Source organism: Allorhizobium pseudoryzae, assembly GCF_011046245.1.
GTDB lineage: Bacteria > Pseudomonadota > Alphaproteobacteria > Rhizobiales > Rhizobiaceae > Neorhizobium > Neorhizobium pseudoryzae.
In genome coordinates this window covers 951,048-974,888 of sequence record NZ_CP049241.1, presented here as the reverse complement: position 1 = coordinate 974,888, position 23,841 = coordinate 951,048, and the positions used below count along the sequence as shown (strand labels likewise).

The 23,841-nt window shown below is 62.3% G+C and carries 21 protein-coding genes and 1 tRNA gene; 14 read left to right on the top strand and 8 right to left on the bottom strand.

What is annotated here, in order from left to right; translation table 11 throughout:
* Nucleotides 1-7 precede the first annotated feature (7 nt).
* A complete protein-coding gene (locus tag G6N78_RS04830) occupies nt 8-1,324 on the bottom strand; it encodes a TRAP transporter large permease (RefSeq protein WP_165216164.1) in 1,317 nt (438 codons plus the stop codon).
* 2 nt (nt 1,325-1,326) lie between these two features.
* The gene (locus G6N78_RS04825) at nt 1,327-1,917 is read right to left on the bottom strand and encodes a TRAP transporter small permease (RefSeq protein ID WP_165216163.1); all 591 of its coding nucleotides are present in this window, start codon (nt 1,915-1,917) and stop codon (nt 1,327-1,329) included.
* Between the two features lie 194 nt (nt 1,918-2,111).
* Between G6N78_RS04825 and G6N78_RS04820 the strand changes: the two genes are divergently transcribed.
* Together G6N78_RS04820 and G6N78_RS04815 are read left to right on the top strand one after the other, a co-directional pair.
* Nucleotides 2,112-5,723 carry a hydantoinase B/oxoprolinase family protein gene (locus tag G6N78_RS04820; protein ID WP_165216161.1) on the top strand — a complete coding sequence of 1,204 codons (3,612 nt, stop codon included), beginning with the start codon at nt 2,112-2,114 and terminating at the stop codon, nt 5,721-5,723.
* A gap of 324 nt (nt 5,724-6,047) precedes the next feature.
* On the top strand, nt 6,048-6,824 hold the full coding sequence (locus tag G6N78_RS04815) for an SDR family NAD(P)-dependent oxidoreductase (RefSeq protein ID WP_165216160.1): 777 nt from the start codon (nt 6,048-6,050) through the stop codon (nt 6,822-6,824).
* A 72-nt stretch (nt 6,825-6,896) separates the two neighbouring features.
* On the opposite strand, the gene G6N78_RS04810 is transcribed toward G6N78_RS04815, so the two are convergent.
* The 3 genes from G6N78_RS04810 to G6N78_RS04800 are packed head-to-tail and all read right to left on the bottom strand — an operon-like array spanning nt 6,897 to nt 10,260.
* On the bottom strand, nt 6,897-8,120 hold the full coding sequence (locus G6N78_RS04810) for an SAM-dependent methyltransferase (protein ID WP_165216158.1): 1,224 nt from the start codon (nt 8,118-8,120) through the stop codon (nt 6,897-6,899).
* Complete coding sequence (locus G6N78_RS04805) at nt 8,117-8,917, bottom strand: DUF1365 domain-containing protein (protein ID WP_165216156.1); 801 nt, start codon at nt 8,915-8,917, stop codon at nt 8,117-8,119. Before G6N78_RS04805 ends, G6N78_RS04810 begins: the two co-directional genes overlap by 4 nt.
* Nucleotides 8,914-10,260 carry an NAD(P)/FAD-dependent oxidoreductase gene (locus tag G6N78_RS04800; protein ID WP_165216155.1) on the bottom strand — a complete coding sequence of 449 codons (1,347 nt, stop codon included), beginning with the start codon at nt 10,258-10,260 and terminating at the stop codon, nt 8,914-8,916. Before G6N78_RS04800 ends, G6N78_RS04805 begins: the two co-directional genes overlap by 4 nt.
* A gap of 211 nt (nt 10,261-10,471) precedes the next feature.
* Between G6N78_RS04800 and G6N78_RS04795 the strand changes: the two genes are divergently transcribed.
* The 6 genes from G6N78_RS04795 (at nt 10,472) to G6N78_RS04770 (ending at nt 14,408) form a co-directional block, all read left to right on the top strand.
* The gene (locus tag G6N78_RS04795) at nt 10,472-11,053 is read left to right on the top strand and encodes a sigma-70 family RNA polymerase sigma factor (protein WP_234905881.1); all 582 of its coding nucleotides are present in this window, start codon (nt 10,472-10,474) and stop codon (nt 11,051-11,053) included.
* The gene (locus tag G6N78_RS04790; RefSeq protein WP_165216153.1) at nt 11,050-11,730 is read left to right on the top strand and encodes a ChrR family anti-sigma-E factor; all 681 of its coding nucleotides are present in this window, start codon (nt 11,050-11,052) and stop codon (nt 11,728-11,730) included. The genes G6N78_RS04795 and G6N78_RS04790 overlap by 4 nt, the downstream gene beginning before the upstream one ends.
* Nucleotides 11,731-11,744: 14 nt before the next feature.
* Nucleotides 11,745-12,149 (top strand): DUF2177 family protein, encoded by a 405-nt coding sequence (locus tag G6N78_RS04785; RefSeq protein WP_206531605.1) that lies wholly within the window; start codon nt 11,745-11,747, stop codon nt 12,147-12,149.
* A 132-nt stretch (nt 12,150-12,281) separates the two neighbouring features.
* Nucleotides 12,282-12,980: a nutrient deprivation-induced protein gene (locus tag G6N78_RS04780; RefSeq protein WP_165216152.1), complete on the top strand. Its 699-nt coding sequence runs from the start codon at nt 12,282-12,284 to the stop codon at nt 12,978-12,980.
* Nucleotides 12,973-13,389, top strand: coding sequence for a phage holin family protein (locus G6N78_RS04775; RefSeq protein ID WP_165216150.1), 417 nt, complete (start codon nt 12,973-12,975; stop codon nt 13,387-13,389). Before G6N78_RS04780 ends, G6N78_RS04775 begins: the two co-directional genes overlap by 8 nt.
* Nucleotides 13,389-14,408, top strand: coding sequence for a DUF3618 domain-containing protein (locus tag G6N78_RS04770; protein WP_165216149.1), 1,020 nt, complete (start codon nt 13,389-13,391; stop codon nt 14,406-14,408). Before G6N78_RS04775 ends, G6N78_RS04770 begins: the two co-directional genes overlap by 1 nt.
* A gap of 58 nt (nt 14,409-14,466) precedes the next feature.
* Here the strand turns inward: G6N78_RS04770 and G6N78_RS04765 are convergent, their stop codons facing one another.
* The 3 genes from G6N78_RS04765 to G6N78_RS04755 form a co-directional block, all read right to left on the bottom strand.
* Nucleotides 14,467-15,900: a mannose-1-phosphate guanylyltransferase/mannose-6-phosphate isomerase gene (locus tag G6N78_RS04765; RefSeq protein ID WP_165216147.1), complete on the bottom strand. Its 1,434-nt coding sequence runs from the start codon at nt 15,898-15,900 to the stop codon at nt 14,467-14,469.
* Nucleotides 15,901-15,979: 79 nt separating this feature from the next.
* Nucleotides 15,980-17,398 (bottom strand): phosphomannomutase, encoded by a 1,419-nt coding sequence (locus G6N78_RS04760; RefSeq protein ID WP_165216146.1) that lies wholly within the window; start codon nt 17,396-17,398, stop codon nt 15,980-15,982.
* A 188-nt stretch (nt 17,399-17,586) separates the two neighbouring features.
* Nucleotides 17,587-17,676, bottom strand: a tRNA-Ser gene (locus tag G6N78_RS04755).
* Between the two features lie 203 nt (nt 17,677-17,879).
* Here G6N78_RS04755 and G6N78_RS04750 point away from each other — a divergent pair.
* From G6N78_RS04750 to G6N78_RS04725, 6 genes are all read left to right on the top strand, one after another.
* Nucleotides 17,880-18,194 carry a hypothetical protein gene (locus G6N78_RS04750; protein ID WP_165216144.1) on the top strand — a complete coding sequence of 105 codons (315 nt, stop codon included), beginning with the start codon at nt 17,880-17,882 and terminating at the stop codon, nt 18,192-18,194.
* Nucleotides 18,195-18,269: 75 nt separating this feature from the next.
* Complete coding sequence (msrA, locus tag G6N78_RS04745) at nt 18,270-18,923, top strand: peptide-methionine (S)-S-oxide reductase MsrA (RefSeq protein ID WP_165216143.1); 654 nt, start codon at nt 18,270-18,272, stop codon at nt 18,921-18,923.
* A 234-nt stretch (nt 18,924-19,157) separates the two neighbouring features.
* Complete coding sequence (locus tag G6N78_RS04740) at nt 19,158-20,150, top strand: BMP family lipoprotein (RefSeq protein ID WP_165216141.1); 993 nt, start codon at nt 19,158-19,160, stop codon at nt 20,148-20,150.
* A gap of 78 nt (nt 20,151-20,228) precedes the next feature.
* Nucleotides 20,229-21,740: an ABC transporter ATP-binding protein gene (locus tag G6N78_RS04735; RefSeq protein ID WP_165216140.1), complete on the top strand. Its 1,512-nt coding sequence runs from the start codon at nt 20,229-20,231 to the stop codon at nt 21,738-21,740.
* 13 nt (nt 21,741-21,753) lie between these two features.
* A complete protein-coding gene (locus G6N78_RS04730) occupies nt 21,754-22,857 on the top strand; it encodes an ABC transporter permease (protein WP_165216138.1) in 1,104 nt (367 codons plus the stop codon).
* A 10-nt stretch (nt 22,858-22,867) separates the two neighbouring features.
* Nucleotides 22,868-23,839: an ABC transporter permease gene (locus G6N78_RS04725; RefSeq protein WP_165216136.1), complete on the top strand. Its 972-nt coding sequence runs from the start codon at nt 22,868-22,870 to the stop codon at nt 23,837-23,839.
* Nucleotides 23,840-23,841 lie beyond the last annotated feature (2 nt).

Genomic DNA, 23,841 nt, shown 5'->3' with positions numbered 1-23,841 from the left:
GTTGATGTTATCCCGGAAAAGCCAGTTTTGGCAGGATCAGCACGATATCCGGGAAGACCGTGATGATAACGGCGGTAACGACGAGAAGCAGGAAGAAGGGCAGGGCGGCGCGCGCCACGGCCAGGCTGTCCCGGCCGCTCATCGTCTGCAGCACGAAGAGGTTGAAGCCGACCGGCGGCGTGATCTGCGCCATCTCCACCATCAGCACCAGAAAGACGCCGAACCAGATGAGATCGAACCCGGCCTGCTGGATCATCGGCAGCACCACCACCGTGGTCAGCACGATCATCGACAACCCGTCGATGGCGCAGCCAAGCAGGATATACATGACCGTCAGCACCGCGATCAGCGCATAGGGGCTGAGCTGGAAGCCATTGACCCATTCGGCCAGCGCGTTCGGAATGCCGGTATAGCCCATGGCGATCGACATATAGCCGGCACCGGTCAGGATCAGCATGATCATGCCGGTCATGCGGGTGGCGCCCATCACGCTGTCACGGAAGGATTTCCAGGAGAGCGACCGTTGCGAGGCGGCCAGAACCAGGGAACCGAGAACACCCCAGGCCGCGCATTCGGTGGCCGTGGCCCAGCCCATCAGCAGGGCTGCAAAGACGGAGCAGATGAGGAGACCGAGCGGAATGAGGTTCAGTGTTTCCTTGAGCTTTTGCCGCAAGGGCATGGGCGCCGGCTTTTTCGGCATCTTGCCGGGGTTCATCAGCGCCCAGACCCCGATCGCGCTCATGTAAAGCGCCATCACGATGACGGCCGGCAGAAGGCCGGCCATGAACATCTGGATGATCGAGACATTCGCCGCGACCGCATAGACGATCATCGGGATCGACGGCGGCACCAGAAGGCCGAGCGTGCCGGCCCCGGCAATCGAGCCGAGACTGATCATCTCGTCATACCCGCGTGTCTTCAGTTCCGGCAGCGTGATTTTGGCGACCATCGCAGTCGTTGCCGCCGATGAGCCGGAGACGGCGCCGAACAGGCCGCAACCCAGCACGTTGACGTGGATGAGCCGGCCCGGCAGCCAGTTCAGCCAGGGAGAAAGACCCCGGAACATCTCGTCCGAAAGCCGCGTGCGAAAGAGGATTTCGCCCATCCAGACGAACAGCGGAAGGGCTGTCAGGCTCCAGGAAGCGCTGCCGCTCCAGGCATTGGTGGCAAGCGCCGCGCCGATGGAAATGCCGGGCGGGGCGAACTGCATGGCAATGAAGCCGCAGAGCAGCAGGGTGATGCCGATCCAAAGCCCGCCGGCCAGCAGGAAAACCAGCGCGCCGAGAATGAGGCCGGAGACTTCGACAAGGTGGATGCTCTCCATCGTCAGACCCCGCTTTCCATCACGCGCTCGACGAACTCGTCCGTCGTCACCGGTTTCGGTTTCTCATAGCGTGGTGCGCCGCCGGCAAGCAGATGGAGGAGTTCATCGACGAAACCGAGCGCCAGGATGCCAAGCCCTGCGGCCATGCCGAGCTGCGGGATCCAGAGCGGAACCGCAATCACCCCCTGCGACATGTCGTTGAACTCGAAGGAAACGAGGACCATTTCGATGGCGTACCAGGCGAAGTATCCGCTGGCGGCGGTCCCAAGCGCCGTGCAGGTGATTTCCACCAGGCGCCGCGGCAGACCGCCAAGCTTGTCGATCAGCAGTTCCATGCGGATCAGTTCGCCGGAGCGGAAGGTGTGGGCAAGTGCCAGGAAGGCGCAGGCCGCCATGCACCAGGACGCAAAATCGTCGCCTGCCGGCACGTCTATGCCCAGAGGACGCCCGGCGGACAGCGAAATCATGATCAGGAAGATCGCCACCAGAAATACGCCGGCGAGCCAGCCGGACAGACGGTAAATCCCGTCCAGCAGTGCCGTCAGCCAGTCGGGAAAGAGGGCGTGGTGTCGTGTGGATTTAGCGGAAGACATGGCAAATCCCCCCGCTTGACGCAGAAAAAGCAGTCATTGGCTTCCCCTCGGTTGCCGTTTTCGGTCGGGCTTTTCCGCCTCTGACACCGTTGAGAAGGCATGATGACGGAAGAAGGATTTTTCGTCAACTTAACATTGACGATTTGTCGATGAAATGTTTCTGTTAAGCCAAATCAGAAACTGGAGACGGGAACATGACGCAGAAAAAATGGGACTTCTGGATCGATCGCGGCGGCACGTTCACCGATATCGTCGGTCGCGCGCCGGACGGACGGCTGATCCCGCACAAGCTTCTGTCGGAAAACCCGGAGGCTTATCGCGATGCCGCCGTCCAGGGCATTCGCGAGCTTCTGGGGCTGAAGGCCGGGGATGCGATTCCGCCGGGGATGATCGGTGCGGTCAAGATGGGAACGACCGTTGCCACCAATGCGCTTCTGGAGCGCAAGGGCGAAAACACGCTGCTCGTCACCACGCGCGGTTTCCGCGATGCGCTGGCGATCGGTTACCAGGCGCGCGCCGACATTTTTGCCAAGGAAATCCTGAAGCCGGAACTGCTCTACAGGGCCGTCGTCGAAATCGACGAACGCGTGCGGGCCGATGGCGTCGTCGAGGCCGAGCCGGATGCGGACGTGGTGAGAAACCAACTGCAGGCTGAGTTCGATGCCGGTTTCCGCGCCATTGCCATCGTCTTCATGCATGCCTACCGCTTCCCCGCCCATGAGCAGCTGGTGGCGAAGATTGCCCGCCAGATCGGTTTCACCCAGGTCTCCGTCAGCCACGAAGTGTCGCCGCTGATCAAGCTGGTCGGACGTGGCGATACCACTGTCGTCGACGCCTATCTCTCGCCGATCCTGCGCCGTTACGTGGAGCAGGTCGCAGGCGAGCTCGGGGCCGGCGGCGATGACGGCGCGCAGCTGATGTTCATGCAATCCTCCGGGGGGCTGACCGCCGCCAGCCTGTTCCAGGGCAAGGATGCGATCGTCTCCGGCCCGGCCGGCGGTGTCGTCGGTGCGGTCGAGACCTCGAAGCTTGCCGGCTTCGACCGGATGATCGGCTTCGACATGGGCGGCACCTCGACGGATGTCTCCCATTATGACGGCGAACTGGAGCGGTCCTTCGAGACGGAGGTTGCCGGCGTTCGCATGCGTGCGCCGATGATGTCGATCCACACCGTGGCCGCCGGCGGCGGCTCCATCCTGCATTTCGAAAACGGCCGCTTCCGTGTCGGGCCGGATTCCGCCGGCGCTAATCCGGGGCCAAAGGCCTATCGCCGCGGCGGACCGCTGACGGTGACGGATGCGAATGTCATGCTCGGCAAGCTCTCGCCGGACCTGTTCCCGGCGATCTTCGGCCCGGGCCGCAATGAAAAGCTGGATGCCGAGGCCGTGCGCACGGCCTTCGAGCAGCTTGCAGCCGAGATCGGCGACGGGCGCACGCCCGAAGCGGTGGCCGATGGTTTCCTCGCCATCGCGGTCGAGAACATGGCCAATGCCGTCAAGAAGATCAGCGTGCAGCGCGGTTATGATGTCACCAACTATGTGCTGACCTGCTTCGGCGGTGCCGGCGGCCAGCATGCCTGCCTGACCGCCGATGCGCTCGGCATTTCGACAGTGCTGATCCATCCCTTCTCCGGCATCCTCTCCGCCTATGGCATGGGCCTTGCCGATATCCGCGCCAACCGTCAGCGCACGGTGTCGGCGACGCTGGAAACAGCGCTGCAAAGCCTGCCGTCCCTCCAGACGGAACTGAGCGATGCCGTGATGACCGAACTGCAGGCGCAGGGTGTGCCGGGCGCGGATGTCGCGGTGCTGCACCGCGCCCATCTGCGTTACCAGGGCACCGATACCACGCTCTCCGTGACGCTCGATACGGCAGACGCCATGGCGGCGGCATTCGAGGCCGCTCACCGCAAACAGTTCGGCTTCATCTTCGAAGGCCGCGAGATCGTCTTTGAATCCTACGAGGTGGAAGCCATTGGCGGCGGGGCGGATTCGCAGGAACCGCGCCATGAGCTCGACCAGGCCAAACCCGTGCCGGCACTGGACACCCGCTTCTTCTCCGGCGGCGCCTGGCGGGAAGCCCCGGTCTTCCTGCGCAAGGATATTCGCCCGGGCGCCAAGGCGATGGGGCCTGCCCTGCTGGTCGAACCGCACCAGACCATCGTGGTCGAGGAAGGCTGGGCCTTCGAGGTGACGGCGCTCGATCACGTGGTGCTGAAGCGGGTGAAGGCTCTGTCGCGCGCCAATGCCGTTGGCACGGCCGCCGATCCGGTGCTGCTCGAAGTCTTCAACAACCTCTTCATGTCGATCGCCGAGCAGATGGGCGTGACGCTGCAGAACACGGCCTCCTCCGTCAACATCAAGGAACGGCTCGATTTCTCCTGCGCCGTTTTTGATGCAAACGGCGCGCTGGTCGCCAATGCGCCGCACATGCCGGTGCATCTCGGTTCGATGGACCGCTCCGTCGAGACGGTGATTGCCGCCAACCAGGGGAAAATCCGCCCCGGCGACGTCTTTGCCCTCAACGCCCCCTATAACGGCGGCACCCATCTGCCGGATATCACCGTCGTGACACCGGTCTTCGATGAGGCGGGCACAGATATCCTCTTCTACGTCGCCTCCCGCGGCCACCATGCCGATGTCGGCGGCACGGCGCCGGGTTCGATGACCCCGCTTGCCACCACCGTCGATGAGGAAGGCGTACTGTTCGACAATGTGCGCCTGGTGGATCAGGGCCGGTTCGACGAGGAAGGCATCATACGTCTGATGACGGATCATCCCTATCCGGCCCGCAATGTCGCCCAGAACGTAGCCGACTTGCGTGCCCAGATCGCGGCTAACGAAAAGGGCGTGCACGAAATGCGCAAGATGATCGCGCAGTTCGGGCTTGATGTCGTCCGGGCCTATATGGGCCATGTGCAGGACAATGCCGAGGAAAGTGTCCGCCGCGTTCTCGAAAAGTTGTCGGACTCGGAATTTTCCTACGCGACGGACCAGGGCAGCGTCATCAAGGTGAAGATCACGGTCGACAAGCAAGCCCGTGAGGCGACCGTGGATTTCACCGGCACCAGCGCGCAGAAGAAGAACAACTTCAACGCGCCGGAACCCGTCACGCGCGCCGCGGTGCTTTATGTTTTCCGTGTCATGGTCGAAAGCGCGATCCCGATGAATGCCGGCTGCCTGAAGCCGATCCGCATCATCGTTCCGGAAGGCTCGATGCTGAAGCCGCATTATCCGGCCGCGGTCGTCGCCGGTAATGTGGAGACCAGCCAGCATGTGACGAACGCGCTGTTCGGGGCGCTCGGCGCCATGGCCGCCAGCCAGGGCTCCATGAACAACCTCACCTTTGGCAACGAGACCTACCAGTATTACGAGACGCTGTGCTCCGGTTCGCCAGCCGGTCAGTTCCGCGATGGCCGCGGCTTCAACGGCACGGATGCGGTGCATGTGCACATGACCAACTCGCGCCTGACGGACCCGGAAATCCTGGAAACCCGCTATCCGGTGCTGCTGGAGGATTTCCATATCCGCAAGGGCTCCGGCGGCAAGGGCCGCTTCCATGCCGGCGACGGCACGGACCGCACCATCCGTTTCCTCGAGCCGATGGATTGCGCGATCCTCTCCTCCCATCGCACCATCCGTCCGCATGGGCTGGAGGGCGGCGAGCCGGGCGAACTGGGGCGAACCCTCGTGCGTCGTCTCAATGGTACCATCGAGGAACTGGCCGGCTGCGCCCAGACGCATCTGGCGAGCGGCGAGGCGATCACCGTCCGCACCCCGACGGCCGGCGGATTTGGCAAGGCCTGACGCCTTCCACGCGCGTTTGCCGTTGGGAAAGACCCCTCGCCGCAAACGGGAGAGGGGCTCTGTCCTGGCACAGCCTTTGTCGCGCCCCCTCTCCCCGCAGGCGGGGAGAGGGCCGGGGTGAGGGGCCTCAGCCATTGAAGCCACGCACAGATCTGCCCCTCATCCGGCCTGCCGGCCACCTTCTCCCCGTGCGACGAGGAGAAGGAGAACCCGGGCGATGCCTCGCCCTGAGACAAAGCCCAAGGGTTTGGCAGCATCCTCCGTAGATAGCAAAAGAACCAAACAGCCTCCGCCGCGTAGTATTCAGCAAACACGGAGGTTTTCATGAACGAGACAAGCGCATCACAGACCGGCAGACTGGCCTGGGTCACCGGCGCCAGTTCCGGCATCGGCAAGGCCGTCGCCGAACGGCTTGCGCGCGAGGGCTGGCGGGTGGCCGTCAGCGCCCGCAGTGCCGAGAAACTGCAGGCACTGGCCGGACAGCACGCCGGCCGCGTCTTTGCCTTCCCGCTGGATATCACGGATCGCGACGCAGCGCTTGGCACCGCAGACGCCATCCGCTCGGCGCACGGCCCGATCGATCTCGCCATCTTTTCCGCCGGTACCTACAAGCGCGACAGTGTGCGCCGCTTCGACGCCCGCGATCTCGCCACCACGATCAACCTCAACGTGGTCGGCACGGCAAACACCATGGAAGCCGTCATCCCGGATATGATTGCCCGCCATCAGGGCGAGATTGCCGTGATCGCCTCGGTGGCGGGGCTGGTCGGCCTGCCGGGTGGCGGCTTTTATGGAGCGAGCAAAGCGGCCCTCAACAATCTCTGTCAGGCGCTTTACCCGGAACTGGAGCGCGAAGGGATTCGCCTGCGCATCATCAATCCGGGTTTTGTCGACACGCCGCTCACGCAGAAGAACGATTTTCCGATGCCCTTCCTCGTCTCGTCCGAAGAAGCCGCCGATGCGATCGTTGCCGGCCTGAAGACCAGCCGCTACGAGATCATCTTTCCCTGGAAGATGGCGCTTGGCATCAAGCTGCTGGCCGCCCTACCCAAGAGCCTGCTCTTCCGTCTGACGCGCCGCATGCTGCGCAAACCGCAATAGTCTTCGTCACGGTCAGTGCTGACGAAAAGGGCCCGGCATTCCTGCCGAGCCCTTCTTCACGAAGCCGATAGATCAAGCAGCAGCCTTCTCCAGCTTGAACTGCGCCACGTCGATGCGGCCGGTCCTGAAACCGGCGGCACAATAATGCAGGTAATAGTGCCAGGTGCGGAAGAACCGTTCGTCGAAGCCGAGCGGTGCGATCTTCGGCCAGGTGGCGCGGAAGGCCTTGTCCCAGACGAGAAGCGTGCGCTCGTAATCGCGGCCGAAACGGAAGCAGTCCTCCACCGTCAGCCGAGCTGAGCGGGCAATCTCTGCAAATCCCGTGAGTGTTGGCAGCATGCCGCCCGGAAAGATATAGGTCTGGATGAAATCCGCATGACGGCGATAGTGCTCGAAGCGGCTCTCATCGATGGTAATAACCTGGATCATCGCCTGCCCACCGGGCTGCAGCAGCTCACGCACCTGCTCGAAATAGACCGGCCAGTGTTCCTCGCCCACCGCCTCGAACATTTCGATCGAGACGATCTTGGTGAACTGGCCGCGGCAATCGCGGTAATCCTGCAGCCGGATCTCACCCTTGTGCGCAAGACCCGCATTCGCCAGCCGCTCCTCGGCAAAGGCAGCCTGTTCCTTCGAGAGGGTCAGGCCTGTCACGCGGCAGCCCGTGTCGCGGATCGCCTGTTCCATGAAGCCGCCCCAACCGCAGCCGATCTCCAGCACATGATCGTCCGGGCCAATCTTCAGTTCGCGGATGATACGGCCGTATTTTTCCCGCTGCGCCTCTTCGAGGCTCATTTCGGGATGCGTGTAGATCGCCGACGAATAGGTCATCGAGCGATCCAGCCAGTGGCGGTAAAAGCCGTTGCCGAGGTCGTAATGGAAGGCGATGTTGCGGCGGCTGCCGGATTTCGAATTGTGCCGAAGGCGGTGGCGCCAGTGGGCCACACGCGCCATCAGCGCCATGGGCCGCGCCAGTTTCGCCCAGTCCTTCTCGTTGGCGATGGCGAGATCGAGAACCTGGCCGAGATCCGGCGTCGACCAGTCGCCATCCATGTACGAGCGCGCAAAACCCAGGCTGCCGCCGGCGACGATACGGCGCAGCACGCGGGAGCGATTGAAGCGGATGGTGGCATTCGGGCCCAGGCTGCCCTCGCCGAAATGGTGCTCACGCCCGCTCGGGAAGATGATGGTGAGGCGCCCGTGCCGGGTGCGTGCCAGCATGCGGCAGAGCATGCGTTCCCAAAGCGGTGTGCGTTCGGCAAACAGGATCGGGTCTCCATGTCCGGCATGCGTCATGTCTGCGTTCCTCCACTCAAGACCGGATGTTCCACGGAGCTTGCGATGCGGTTGTCTGCGGGCCGGTGCCGATGGATCGGCACACCCTTCAGCCAGAGCCGCAAGGCTTCCCAGTGGATGCCCGCCATGACCTTCATCGTCATCAGCGGATAGGTGAACAGCGCGCGCGACAGCGTGCCATCCGTCAGGGGCGAATGCTTTCCGCTGAAACTGGCGAAAAGCAGCTTGCCGTCTAGGTCGTGTTCGCTGATGGAAATCGTCACGCGCTCGCCAGGCGGCGTAATGTCGAAGTCATAGGTGCAGTCCATCGGCATGAAGGGAGACACATACATCGCCTTCGAACAGGAATGCCGCACCGCCCCCTCCGTGATGCCTGCTGCGGGAATGACATAGGTATGCCGTTCCTTGAAAGTATTGCAGACCTCATAGAGCAAGGCCAGCAGCCTCCCGTCACCGTCCTCGCAGAAATACACGGTCAGCGGATTGAAGACGTACCCGAAGATGCGCGGGTAGCAGAGCACGCGCACGCGGATCGCCTGGGCCGTTATGCCAGCCTCGGCGAGATGCGCGCTCACCCAGGCGCGAAGACCGCCCTTTTCGCCACGGCCATGATCCTTGTCCCAGAAGCTGAAGATGCCGGGACGGTTGTAGCCGAACAGCGTCAGCCCCCGGTCAAGGCTTTCGAGTTCATCGAGATCGAGGAGCAGCGAAAACACCCGGTAGCGCAGGTGGTGCTTTTTCGGCCGGTGTCTCTGGTGAACGACGCTGCCGAAATAGATGGCCGAGCCGCCCGTCATTCGGCCGCTGCCAGAAGCGGGGTCGCGAAAATTCGGCCCGATTCGTTTTGCACCGCCCAGGGGCGCCGCACGCCCGACACGGCTTCGGCGACCGCCAGACCCGACTGCAGGCCATCCTCGTGGAAGCCGCTGCCGAAATGGGCCCCGCAGAACCAGGTGTTGCGGCGGCCCTGAAGATCCCAGAGCTGGCGCTGCGCCGTCATCGCCGCCATGTCGTAGAGCGGATGGGTGTAATGATAGGTCCCGATCACCTTCTCCTCCCGAACCTCGCGGCAGGCATTCAGCGTCACGAACAGCGGATGACGCTCGTCAATGTTCTGCAGCCGGTTCATCCAGTAGGTCACGCACAGCGGTGCGGTATCATTCTGGCGCTTGCCGCCAATATAATTCCAGCTGGACCAGACCGCCTTGCGTTTTGGCATAAGGCGCTCGTCGGAATGCAGGATGGCGACATTGTCGGTGTAGCGAAAGGCACCGAGAATGCCGCGTTCTGCCGTGTCTGCATCGCTGAGAAGCTGAAGCGCCTGGTCGGCGTGGGTCGCGATGATCACCTCATCGAAATGATCCTCGCCCCCTTTCGTATCCTTGACGCGGACACCGGCATCGGCTTTGCGCTCAATGCTGGCCGCGCCGCAACCGAGCCGGACTTCACCCCGGAAAGCCTCGGCCAGGCGCGATACATAGGCGCGGCTGCCGCCGGTCACCGTCCGCCACTGCGGACGCCCCGACAGCAGAATGAGACCGTGATGGACGAAAAACCGCAGAAAAGCATGCAGCGGATAGGAGCGCATGTCGGTCGTCGTCATCGACCAGATCGCCGCGCCCATCGGCAAGAGGTGATCATCGATGAAGCTTTTTGAGAAACGCTGCTGGTCGAGATACTCACCAAGCGTCACCCGTTCCAGATCGGAACGTGCAAGCGTTGCTTCTGCCTCGCGATAAAAGCGGAGGACGTCGGAGAGCATGCGCCAGAAGCGCGGCCGCGCGGCATTGCTGCGCTGGCCGAGCAGGCCCTTGAGGCCGGTTCCGGAATATTCGAAGCCGCCATCGTCGATGGAGGCCGCAAACGACATGTCGGACGCCTCGGTCGCGACGCTGAGATGCTGAAACAGCGCAACGAGGTTCGGATAGTTCTTGTCGTTGAAAACGATGAAGCCGGTATCGACCGGAATGTCGCCATCGGCCGTGGCAACGAGCGCGGTATTGGAATGGCCTCCCAGCCGGTCGCCGTGTTCATACAGCACCACGTCATGAGCCTTGGATGTCAGCCAGGCCGCGGACAGGCCGCTGATCCCGGAGCCGATAACGGCAATACGACGACGACCGGAATGTTTTGAAACCATTTGCAATGTCCGTTGTTGGGTTCTGCTTGGGCTCTACGCCAGCTGCGTCCAAACGGATTTCTGCAATTTTTCTTTTCTTCCGCTGATCCGTCGCGGAGGAGGGGGCGTAAAGCAGGCCATGAGCTTGACTGTTTCCATCCTGGCCCCGACGTGCCACAACGATCAGAAAGTGAGCGCTCGCTCACGTTCGACGGTCAAGCATGGCGCCAGGATGAAACGAACGGACAAGACACAATCGGAAACGGAGCTTTCGCCGGCCCAATTTGCGGTTCTTCTGGCCCAGGTGGGTCAGGAACGCGACGTGGATGCCTTCGAGACGATCTTTCGGCATTACGGCCCCCGCATACGCTCGTTCATGGCCATGAAGACCCGCGACACGCAGATGGCCGAAGAGCTGATGCAGGAAACCATGATGGCCGTCTGGAACAAGGCGACGCAGTTTGATCCGGCGCGCGGCAACGCCTCGGCCTGGATCTTCACCATCGCCCGAAACCTGCGGATCGATGCCTTCCGGCGCAAGCGCCCCGTCTTCGATGAAAACGACCCGGCCTTCGTCAGGGATGACGTTGCTCCGGCCGACATTGAACTGGAGGGCCGGCAGGATGCGGAATTGCTGCGCAAGGCGATGGAAACGCTGCCTGCGGAGCAACTGGACGTCTTGAAACGCGCCTTCTTCGATGAGGCCTCCCATTCGGCCATTGCCGAGGACATGGGCCTGCCTTTGGGAACAGTCAAATCACGGATCCGGCTCGCATTCGACAAGTTGCGGACGACGCTGGAGGGTAAACGATGAGTATTCGACACCACATCAGCGACACGCTTCTTCTCGATTACGCCTCCGGCAATCTGTCGGAAGGCTGGAGCCTTGCCGTTGCGACGCATCTCGCCCTGTGCCCCAACTGTCGGCGCAGGCTGGACGCCATGGAAGGTGCAGCAGGTGCCCTTCTCGACAAGATCGTCGCGGACCACCCGGTCTCCGGTTCGGACTGGGAGAAGATGCGTGCGCGCATCGTCTGCGACCCGGCGGCAGCGGTGAGCGAACGCAAGAGAGCCGTGATCCGGGACAGGAAGGCGGCGCCGGCAACGGGTGTCATTCCAGAACCACTGCGCTCCTATCTGGGCGGCGATGTGGACAAGTTGAAATGGCGCGCGCTCGGCCGTGGCGCCTTCCAGATCCGCATCGACACCGGTGATTCCGAAACGCAGGTTCGCCTGTTGAAGATCCCGGCTGGAAAGCCGGTGCCGGAACATACCCATGATGGGCGGGAGCTGACGCTGGTTCTCTCCGGCGCCTTCACGGATGGCGAAGACCTGTTTGCCCGCGGCGACCTCGAGGAGGCCGACGGCGATCTCCTGCACACGCCGACGGCAACCGAAGGCGAGGACTGCATTTGCCTCGCCGTCACCGAGGCGCCGCTCAAGTTCACCAGCTGGATCGTCCGTCTCATTCAGCCAATCCTCAAGATCTGACCCTGGAGACTGCCATGTTCGTCTATGCTGTGGCTTATCTTTCGACCGCGGCAGTCTTCTTCGGTCTCGATCTTCTCTGGCTGGGCAAGGTGGCGACATCGTTTTACCGCGACCAGTTGGGCGACCTCATGCTGGAGCGACCGAACCTCGCCGTAGCCGGGGTCTTCTATCTCCTCTATGTCGGCGGCATCGTCTATTTTGCCGTCCAGCCGCATCTTGCATCCGGAACGGTGCTGAATGCCTTCGTCTCCGGCGCGATCCTCGGTCTCATCGCCTACGGCACCTATGACATCACCAACATGGCGACGCTCAAGAACTGGCCGGTGATGATGAGCATCGTCGATATGGCATGGGGGACCGTCTTGACGGGCACCGCCGCCGCCGCCGGTGTCTGGATGACACAGAAGATGATGGGCTGATCGCCCCGCGCTTGCGCCTCGTCGCCGCCCATCTCCATTCCGCTGGAACAATCAGCCCCTCCACCTGTTCGGTTTGCGATCGTTGCGAGCTCTTCGCAACGCCGATCACCTGGACACGCAAGGGAGAGTTCCATGACGGACAACGAGTTCAAGGGTGACGGTCCAAAGACCTCCCCCTCCTACGTCGGCTACCAGCAGAAGCCGGATGTGACCCGCGCCGCAGACACCGGTGGCGCTGACACCCCAACCGGTACCGCGCCGCCCAAACCTCAGGTCGATCTGCGCCAGAAGGCGAAGGAAGACATGGCGGCGATGCGCTCCACGGCGAAGGATGAGATCTCCGGCGTCTATCACAGCGCGGAAGACGCGGCAGAGCGCCAGAAGGGGTATGCGGCTGATCGCGTTTCCGGGATCGCGAGCGCCATGCAGAAGGCAGGCTCCGAGCTGGAAAGCCAGGAGCAGCCCGAGATTGGTCGCATGACCCGTCAGTTGGGCGATAGCGTCGGCCGGTTTGCGGATGATCTGCAGGGCAGAAGCTTGAGCGAAATTGCCGCGATGGCGGAAGATTTCGGTCGCCGCCAGCCGCTCGCCTTCCTCGGCATTGCCGCCATCGCAGGCCTCGCCGCCAGCCGTTTTGTCGGCGCCTCCGCCAGCCGCCAGTCCCCGATGGCGTCACGTCAGGCAGGCGCGCGCCAGCCGGCATCGTCAATGGGCGGCGGCGGCCGTGATCCCTCCGCGACCGGAACGCGACCCATCACGCCCGCACCTGCAACCGCCCCCACCACATCCCCAAAAACTGCCGCTCCGACGGCCGGAGGTTCCCATGGCTGATACACATGATTCCCGCTCCCTTTCCGAACTTGTGACCGGTCTGGTCGGCGACATCTCCGGATTGTTTCGCAAGGAGATCAGTCTGGCCCGTGCCGAAGTCTCCGAAAAGATGTCGAAGGCCATGACCGGGGTGGAGGCGCTGATTGCCGGCGTGATCTTTGCCATCGGCGCCGTGGGCGTACTGCTGGCCGGTCTTGTTGCGGGGCTCGCAGCCTTCCTTGTCGCCCGCGGATTTTCTGAACACGCAGCGGAATCGCTGTCGGCGGTTGTCGTCGGGGTGGTCATTGCTCTGATTGCCTGGGGCATGATCTCCAAGGGCCTGAATGCCCTGAAGGGCGAGAACCTGAACCTTGACCGCACCACCACCTCGCTTCGCCGCGATGCGCAGGTCCTGAAGGAGAGAACGTGATGGCCTATCATTCCGAAACAGCGCGCCCCGAAGACATCGAGCGTGAAATCGAGCAGGATCGTGAGCGGATCGGCGCCAAGCTGGACGAAATCCAGAACCGCATGTCGCCCGGTCAGCTGGTCGACGAGGCCATCGCCTATGCCAAGGGCAGCGGCGGTGCCGAGTTCCTCACCAACCTCACGGGATCGATGAAGACCAACCCGATGCCGGTCGCCCTGATGGGCATCAGCCTTGCGTGGCTGATGGCCAGCGGAAACCGCCCGAACCACTCGAACGGCCATGACGACGCCGTTGGGGAAGAGGTTGATTATCCGCTTGCGACCGTCACGACACCGGTCCAGCGGACTGGGCCGGTGGAGCACGACAGCTCCGGCCGGATCAGCCATTTCAAGGACGCGACTGGTACCCGCTTCCGCGCGATCACGGATGAGACGGGCCGGCGGGCCGGTCACTTCATGGACGAAAGCGGCAAGACCTATCGCGGTTTCGTCGATACCACCGGTCGGCGCGTTCAGGATATCCGCGATGAGACAGGCAAGCTGTTCGACGACGCGTCGGGCTGGTTGTCCGATACCGTCTCAAGTCTCGGCCACTCGGCAAGCCGCATGGGTCGCAACATCCGCGAAGCCGGTCGCAGTGCGGGCCGTGGGTCGATGGCCATGGGTGCCTCCATGCGGGACCAGACGGCGCGCATGAATGACGGGTTGATGCGCCAGTTCCAGGACCAGCCACTCATCGGCGGAGCGCTGGCTTTTGCGATCGGCGCGGCCATCGGAGCAGCCCTTCCGCGAACGGAGCGGGAAGATGAGATGATGGGTGAGATGTCGGATGAGGTGAAGGGCAATGTCGCCGCCCGGGCGTCCAGCGCGCTGGACGAGGCGGAACATGTCGCCTCGGACGTTTCGCAGAAGGTGGCCTCGGTCGCGGCCGAGGTTCACGACGTCGCACGCGACCGCATTGTGGAGGAAACGAAGCAATATCGGAGCGGTAACGGAAGTACCACTCCCCGCCCGCACTGAGAAATTTGCCCTTCCGGGTCCGCCATCCTGACGGGCCCGGAAGGGGTAAGTCGCAATCTTACGATTTGTCGCGGCCGAACTCGTCAGAGACGCGGACGATATCGTCCTCACCGAGATAAGACCCGGTTTGAACCTCGATCATTTCCAGCATGATCTTGCCGGGATTGTAGAGACGATGCAGCTCCCCTTGCGGGATATAGACCGACTCGTTTTCCCGGACGAAGGTAACGCTGTCACCGATCGTGACTTCGGCGGTTCCCTTCACGCAGACCCAATGCTCCGAGCGGTGGAAATGCTTCTGCAGAGACAGCTTCTTGCCCGGCAGAACGAACAGGCGCTTCACCTGGAACCGGTCGCCGTTCAGAAGCGACGTATAACCGCCCCAGGGGCGATAGGATGTCGGATGGGTTTCGGTGAGGTTGGACGTGGCCTTGATGGACGCGAGGTGCTTTACCAGCTTGCCCACCTGCTGCGCCTCGTCGAGGCGACCGACATAGACCGCATCTTCGGCGGCAATGACTGCGACATCCTTCAGGCCCTGCACGGCGAGATGGCTGTGGCGTGACAGCACCAGCGAGTTTTCCGAGTTCATCACCGTGGCATTGCCGATCACGACATTGCCGTTTTCGTCCTTTTCGCCGAGCTTCCAGACCGCATCCCAGCTGCCGAGATCGGACCAGGAGAATGAGGAGGGAACGACGGCGGCGTTGTCGGTCTTTTCCATGACGGCATAGTCGATGGAAATGTCCGGGCTGCGCCCGAAGCTCGCGATGTCCAGACGCACAAAGTCGAGATCGACATGGGCATTCTCTACCGCCTCGCGCGCGGCCTGCAGCACGTCCGGCGCGAAGGCCTGCAACTCGTTCAAGAGAAGATCAACGCGGCACATAAAGATGCCGGAATTCCAGAAAAAGCCGCCGGCCGCCAGCATGTCTTCCGCTACCGAGGCCTGCGGCTTTTCGACGAACCGCTTGACCGTGCGCGCTCCGGTCTCAAGGGCATCACCCTGCTCGATATACCCGTAACCGGTCGCCGGTTCCGTCGGCGTGATGCCGAAGGTGACGATCTTGCCGGCCAGTGCCGTATCACGCGCCATTTCCATGGCGCGGCGGTAGTCGGCGCCCGCATCGATCTCATGATCGGAAGCCAGAAGCTGCAGGATCGCATCCTCGCCGAACCGGCTCTGCAGATAGATCGCTGCCGCAGCAATCGCTGCTGCCGTGTTGCGGGCAACCGGCTCAAGCAGAATGCCGGACAGGTCGACATCGACCTCGCGCGCCTGCTCGGCAACGACAAAGCGGAAATCCTGGTTGGTAATGACGACCGGGGCCTCGTAGAGGCTCTTATCCGCCACGCGCTCCAGAGTTTCCTGGAAGAGCGTGCGCTCATCAACGACCTGGATGAACTGCTTCGGTGCTGTAGCGCGCGACAACGGCCACAGTCGAGTTCCCTTGCCACCGGCCATGATGACGGGAATGATTTTCTGGCTCATCAAGCCCTCCCACAATATACGATCAAGAGTGTCTTACTGAGACGCGCAGGCCGAGCAGAAAGGCGGCCGCCGCATCGTGTTATGGCTGCTGTGCCCAACTGCGGATGAGGTCGAGACCTTGCGCCAGAAGCTTTCCGGCCGCGTCCTCGTTCGTTGCTTCCACGTAGCAGCGCATTTCCGGTGCGTTGCCGGAGGGACGCAGGTGGATGATCCGGCCGTCCGTGAAGGTGACGCGCAAGCCATCGGTGCTGTCGATGCCGGCGATCTCGCCAACCGGTTTCAGCCAGGCCGCCAGATTGTCCTCGGAAGCCTGAAGATGTGACATCAGCTTTGCGCTGGTTTCCGTCGGGAAGTTTTCCAGACGGTCGGCCGCCGTCACCGGCAGGCCAAGATCGCCCGCAAGCGCGGAGAGCGGTTTTTCCGTCTGCCGCGCCTGGTAGAGCGCAGCCAGAATGGGAAGCACGCTGTCGCGGGTGGGGAGCGCTGTCAAAGGTGTGCCGGCGGGAGCGAAGGCCGAGCCGGTGAGAACACCGCCATTTGCTTCGAAACCGAGAACCGCCTTTGCGCCGGCTGCAAGGCCTGCATTCATGCCTTCGATCACGAACGGGGAGCCGACGCGTGTTCGGGTGACGCTGAAATCGCCCGCCCGCTCGAGGCCGGAGTTGGATGTCACCGGCGTCACCACCACGTCCGGCTTCAGGAGCTTTGCCACGAGAAAGCCAAGAAGGTCCCCCTTCAGCGGATTGCCGAACTCGTCGGCCACCAGCGGGCGGTCGCCGTCGCCATCGGCGGAGATCACGGCATCGAGCGCCTGTTCCTTCGTCCAGGCCTGCATCAATTGGATGGTGGCCGGCGAGACCGCTTCCGTATCGACCGGAATGAAGACCTCCGAAGGCCCGAGAGCCACGACATCCGCACCGTAGGCGGCAACGACATCCACCAGTTCGTCACGAGCGACCGTGCTGTGCTGGTAGACGCCGATCTTGAGGCCCGCCAAGGCCTTCGGCGGCAGAATGGTGCGGTTGCGCGCCGCATAAAGCTGCATGGCGTCAATGTTTGCCGCCTCGCCGCGGCCCGGCGTCAGATCGATGATTTCGCGGTCGAGTTCCCGTGCAAGTGCGCTGATCGCCTGCTCGTCGGCCTTGTCGATCTCGCCATCGGGGCGATAGAATTTGATGCCGTTGCGATCCGCCGGGATGTGCGAGCCGGTGATCATCAGACAGGCACTGCCCTTCGCCATGGCGTACAACGCGAGCGCCGGCGTCGGAAGCGCGCCACAATCGATCGGCGTCAAGCCTGCCCGTTCAAGCGCACCCATGCAGGTCGCCGCGATATCCGGGCTGGACGGCCGATAGTCGCCGCCGACGAAGAGGGTGTCGCCTGGTTTCGCAAAACCCTTGTTCAGCAGGTACCGGGCGAATGCAGTGGCGTAAAGGGCAGAGGCATGACCTTGAAGATCAACGACGAGGCCACGCAGGCCGCTTGTACCAAACTTCATGTTGGATTCCAGCTAATCGTTACTATCTGCGATGCACACACGGATCGCGGCAGTTCTGCGTAAAGATTTCACGCCGTCTGTCAAGAAAAGAACACCGGCGTGCGGGCTTTGTACGTGAACGATACGATGCGTCAACGTTAGGCAGAACCGGCAGGTCGCGTAGGGTCGGCTATCGTGTGCTGAAAAGATGGCGGACAGAGAGGGATTCGAACCCTCGATACGCTTTCACGTATACACGCGTTCCAGGCGTGCGCCTTCAACCACTCGGCCACCTGTCCTTGATCCAAGGGCTGCCGGGGCGCAAGAGGCCGAAGCAGCGGTCGGGGCGGATATATACCGATGATTTTCCAGCAATCAACCCGAATCTGAAACTTTTGTGACCTATTCGCCCACTGTCTCGCAGCACTTCGTGATTGCCTTCCGGAACCAGCTGATCTTAAGTGTGTTTCCAGCTGAGACAGTCGCCGGTGAGGGCAAGGATATGGCATTTCTGTTTCGCTTTTTCAGTCTTTTCTTCCTGATGGCAGCGATTGCCGCCGGGACGGTGGATGCCATTCTATCCGTTTCGACATCCACGGTCGTCCTCACGCCTTTCGGAGACGATTGGAATGCTCTTCATCCGGACAGCCTGCCTCTGGTGAAAGCCTGGGTCGAACACTATATTCACGCGGAAGCCTGGCGTGGTGGCATTCAACGCATAATCGGGCTGCCGGCTTTCGTCGTCCTCTTGGCTGTGTCGCTCGTCTTCTGGATGATCGGCTATCGAAAGCCGCGCCGGATCAGCGTCCTGGCCTGAGAGTGATGGGCCGATAAGCAAAAGGCCCGCGAGTGAAGGCCGCCACCGGAACGCCTGCGGAACAAGGAGGCAAGAATGTTCCTGATCGACATGTTCAACAAGAAGACCGTCATGCCAACGCCGGATGCGGCCCTGCCGGGCCGCGCGGAGCCTTTGCCGACGTCCGAGTTCCATTTCGTCAACGGCCAGCCGCTGAAGGGCCCCTATCCGGATCATCTGCACGTTGCCTATTTCGGCATGGGTTGCTTCTGGGGTGCCGAGCGCCTGTTCTGGACCCTGCCGGGCGTCTGGGTGACAGCCGTGGGCTACCAGGGTGGCCTGACGCCGAACCCGACCTATCACGAGACGACGACGGGGCTGACGGGCCATGCCGAAGTGGTGAAGGTGGTCTACGACCCGTCCGTCGTCTCCTACGAGGCCCTTCTGAAGACCTTCTTCGAGCAGCATGATCCGACGCAGGGCATGCGCCAGGGCAATGACGTCGGCACCACCTATCGCTCCGCGCTCTATACGACCCGGCCCGAGCAGCTGGAAAAGGCCAAGGCGGCACGCCAGGCCTTCCAGAAGGCGCTGGATGATGCCGGTCGCAACGCGAAGATCACCACGGAAATCGCCTCGGCCGACGAATTCTATTACGCCGAGGATTACCATCAGCAGTATCTGGCCAAGAACCCCGGCGGCTATTGCGGCCTGAAGGGAACCGGCGTCAGCTGCCCCGTCGGGGTCTGATCTGAAGCTTTTCCAGGCATCGCGCCGCAGCTTTGTGCAGCCTGCGGCGTCACCTGCTGAGGGAACGAGCAGTCAAAGTGGATTTTGACCAGATGAAAAATTTCTGGTGAATTTCCCGTGCAGCCATGCAAGGATAGGCCCTAGCCAGGCATAATGGGAACAGCTGGCACCGCAGACATGCCTGACACGGCGTGCGGGGGGACCCAGGATGAAAAGCAAAAACAGGGCTGCACGATGAAGAAATCGTTTCTGACACTCCTTGCCACTCTTGCGCTGTCGACCACGGCTCTGGCCGCCGACATCAAGCCGGCACTGGTCTATGGCACCGGTGGCAAGTTCGACAAATCCTTCAACGAAGCCGCCTTCCAGGGCGCAGAGGCCTACAAGAAGGAAACCGGCACCGACTTCCGCGACTTTGAGCCGACCAGCGATACGCAGGGCGAGCAGGCGATCCGCAACTTCGCCTCCAAGGGCTTCAACCCGGTTGTCGCCGTCTCCTTCGCCTGGACCTCGGCTATGGAAAAGGTCGCGGCCGAATTCCCGGACACCAAGTTCGTGATCGTTGACTCGGTGGTTGATCTGCCGAACGTGCGGTCCGTCGTCTTCAAGGAAGAGGAAGGCTCCTACCTGGTCGGCGTTCTGGCCGGCATGGCCTCCAAGTCCGGCAAGGTCGGCTTCATCGGCGGCATGGACATTCCGCTGATCCGCAAGTTCGCCTGTGGCTATGCCCAGGGCGCCAAGGCTGCCAATGGCAAGATCGAAGTCCTGCAGAACATGACCGGCACGACCGGTGCTGCCTGGAACGATCCGGTGCGCGGCGGTGAACTCACCAAGAACCAGATCGACCAGGGCGCCGACGTCATTTATGCGGCAGCCGGTGCAACCGGTCTCGGTGTTCTGCAGACGGCGGCCGACAACAAGAAGCTGTCGATCGGCGTCGATTCCAACCAGAACCACCTGCATCCGGGTTCGGTGCTGACCTCCATGGTCAAGCGCGTCGATCTCGCCGTCTACAACGCCTACAAGGACGCCGCAGCCGGCAAGTTCACCGGCGGCATCCAGGCCAATGGCGTGAAGGAAGATGGCGTCGGTTACGCGCTCGACGACAACAATGCCAAGCTGATCACCCCGGAGATGAAGGCTGCGGTCGAGAAGGCCAAGGCTGACATCGTGTCGGGCGCCGTCAAGGTGCATGATTACATGTCGGACAACAGCTGCCCGATGTAATGAACCAGTGAGGGCGTATGGCGAAATCCGTCATACGCCCTCATCATGTCCGGCGTCCGGCAAGGAAAGGCAAGGCGTGTGAGCCAGAACCCCGCGATCGAACTGGTGGGCATCGACAAGAGCTTCGGTGCCGTTCATGCCAACAAGAACATCAATCTGAAGGTGGAAAAGGGAACGATCCACGGCATCATCGGGGAGAACGGTGCCGGCAAATCGACGCTCATGTCCATCATCTACGGCTTTTACCAGGCCGATCGCGGCGAGATCCGCATCGATGGCAAGCCGATGACCATCCGCGACAGCCAGGCGGCCATTTCCGCCGGCATCGGCATGGTGCACCAGCACTTCATGCTGGTCGAAAATTTCACCGTCCTGGAAAACATCATTCTCGGCGCCGAAGGCGGGCAACTGCTGGCCAAGGGCGTTTCGGAAGCCCGCACCGAATTGAAGCGCCTGGAGACGGAATACGGCCTTGATGTCGATCCGGATGCCGTGATCGAGGAATTGCCGGTCGGCCGCCAGCAGCGCGTGGAAATCCTCAAAGCGCTCTACCGCAAGGCCGATATCTTGATCCTCGATGAACCGACCGGTGTCTTGACGCCCGCGGAAGCCGATCACCTGTTCAAGGTGCTGAAGGTGCTGCGCGACCAGGGCAAGACGGTCATCCTCATCACCCACAAGCTGCGCGAGATCATGGCGATCACCGACGAGGTCTCCGTCATGCGCCGCGGCGAGATGGTCGCGACCCGCAAGACGGCGGAAACCAGCGTCGAGGAACTGGCCGAACTGATGGTCGGCCGTCGCGTCCTCTTGCGCGTCGAAAAAGGTGAGGCAAACCCCGGCAAGGTACTCCTCTCCGTCAAGAACCTGACGGTCAAGGATGGCCGCGGCGTGACCATGGTCGATAACGTGTCCTTCGAGGTGCGCGAGGGCGAGATCGTCGGTCTTGCAGGCGTTGCCGGCAATGGCCAGTCGGAACTGCTTGAAGCGATTGCCGGTATCCGCAAGCCGGCCTCCGGCGAAATCCTGATCGATGGAAAGCCGATTGCGGGGGCCGATCCGGCTCGCTTAAGGGCGTTGGGTCTGGCGCATATTCCGGAAGACCGCCACCATATGGGCCTCGTCCTCAAGTTCTCCGAATATGAAAATGCCGTTCTCGGCTATCATCGCGATTCCCGTTACGGCCGCGCCGGGCTTCTCGACCTGAAGGCCATGCAGGCCGAAGCGGTGGAGAAGATCGAGAAATACGATATCCGCCCACCGAACCCGCTTCTGAAGACCGCCAATTTCTCCGGCGGCAACCAGCAGAAGATCGTCGTGGCGCGTGAGATCGAGCGCGATCCCAAGGTGCTGATCATCGGCCAGCCGACCCGCGGCGTCGATATCGGCGCCATCGAATTCATTCACCGCCGTATCGTTGACATGCGTGATGCCGGAAAGGCCGTGCTGCTCGTCTCCGTCGAACTGGACGAAATCCGTTCGCTGTCGGATCGTATCCTCGTGATGTTCGCCGGCCGGGTGGTGGGCGAAAAGACCGCGGATGCCGGAGAACAGACGCTGGGCCTGATGATGGCAGGCATCGCCGCATGAGAAAGACCCTCTGATGAGCACCGCTTCCGTACCCTTGCCCAACTGGATCACCTACGGGCTGATGCCGTTTCTCAACCTGCTGGTGGCCTTCTTCATCTCGGGCCTCGTGGTCTGGTGGATCGGCGAAAATCCGTTTGAAGCCCTGCGCCTCTTGATCGAGGGATCGCTCGGTCGCGGCGATGCCATCGGCTTCACGCTGTTCTACACGACGAGCTTCATCTTCACCGGTCTGTCCGTCGCGGTTGCCTTCCATGCCGGTCTCTTCAACATCGGTTCCGAAGGTCAGGCCTATCTCGGCGGTCTGGGGGCTGCCCTCGTTGCGCTGGCACTCGACAAGTATGTGCCCTGGTATGTGACGATGCCCTTCGCCGTCATCGGCGCGGCGCTCTTCGGTGCCGGCTGGGCACTGATCCCTGCCTGGCTGCAGGCCAAGCGCGGCAGCCACATCGTCATCACCACCATCATGTTCAATTTCATCGGCGCGGCTCTGATGGTCTACCTGCTGGTGAACGTGCTGATCGTGCCCGGCAAGATGGCGCCGGAAACCCGCACCTTCCTGCCCGGCGGGCAATTGCCGAAACTCGACTGGCTGATGGCCTGGTTCGGCCTGAAGCTCGGCCCGGCGCCGTTCAACGTCTCGTTCCTCATCGCGCTCGTGATGGCCTTCCTCGTCTGGGTGCTGATCTGGCGCACCAAGCTCGGTTACGAGATGCGTACGCTCGGCATCAGCCCATCTGCCGCCGTCTATGCCGGCATTCCCTATGCCCGCACCGTCATCATCGCCATGCTGATCTCCGGCGGTCTTGCCGGCATGATGGCGCTGAACCCGGTGATGGGGGCCTCGGCCCGCCTGCAGGTCGAATTCGTCGGTGGCGCCGGTTTCGTCGGCATCGCCGTCTCGCTGATGGGCCGCAGCCATCCGCTCGGCATCGTCTTGGCGGCGCTGCTGTTCGGCATCCTCTATCAGGGCGGTGCGGATCTGTCCTTCGAGATGCCCAACATCACCCGTGAGATGATCGTCGTGATCCAGGGTCTGGTGATCCTGTTTGCCGGCGCGCTGGAATACATGTTCCGGCCGACCATGGTTCACATCTACCAGCGCTTCAAACGGACCTGAGGAGGACGTCATGGATTTCTTCGATATCGTCGTCAGCATCCTCGGCTCCACGATCAGGCTCTCCATTCCGCTGTTGTTCACGGCGCTCGCAGGCCTGTTTACCGAACGCGCCGGCGTCTTCGACATCGGGCTTGAAGGCAAGATGCTGGCAGCGGCCTTTGCCTCCGCCTGTGTCGCCTATCTGACGGGCAATGCCTGGCTTGGTCTGCTCGGCGGCATTGCCGTCTCGATTATCTTCTCGCTGATCCACGGTTTTGCCTCGATCACCAATCGCGGCAACCAGATCGTCTCTGGCGTGGCGCTGAACTTCGTCGCCGCCGGCTTGACCGTCGTGCTGGGCCAGGCCTGGTTCGGCCAGGGCGGGCGCACGCCGCAGGTCTCCGGCGATGGGCGCTTCACGCCGATCATCCTGCCCTTTGCCGATGCCATGCGCGAGGTGCCGATCATCGGCCCGCTTTATGCCAATGTCATTTCCGGCAACAATATCCTGACCTATCTCGCCTTCCTCGCCGTACCGATCACCTGGTGGGTGCTGTTCCGCACCCGCTTCGGCCTTCGCCTGCGCGCCGTCGGCGAAAATCCGGGTGCGGTCGATACGGCCGGCATCTCGGTCACCTGGCTGCGTTACCGGGCGGTCATCGCCGCCGGCTTCCTCTGCGGTTTTGCCGGCGCCTACCTCTCGATTGCCCAGTCGGCGGCCTTCATCAAGGATATGTCGGCCGGCAAGGGGTATATCGCGCTTGCCGCGCTCATCTTTGCCAAGTGGAAGCCCGTGCCGGTGATGTTCGCCTGCCTGCTGTTCGGCTTCCTCGATGCCTTTGCCAACTTCATGCAGGGCAAGGCCGTGCCCGGCATCGGCGAAGTGCCGGTGCAGATTTTCCAGGCGCTGCCCTATATCCTGACCTGCATCCTGCTGGCGGGGTTCATCGGGGTCGCCCGGCCGCCGAAGGCCGGTGGCGTCGCCTATACCAAGGAGCGTTGAGT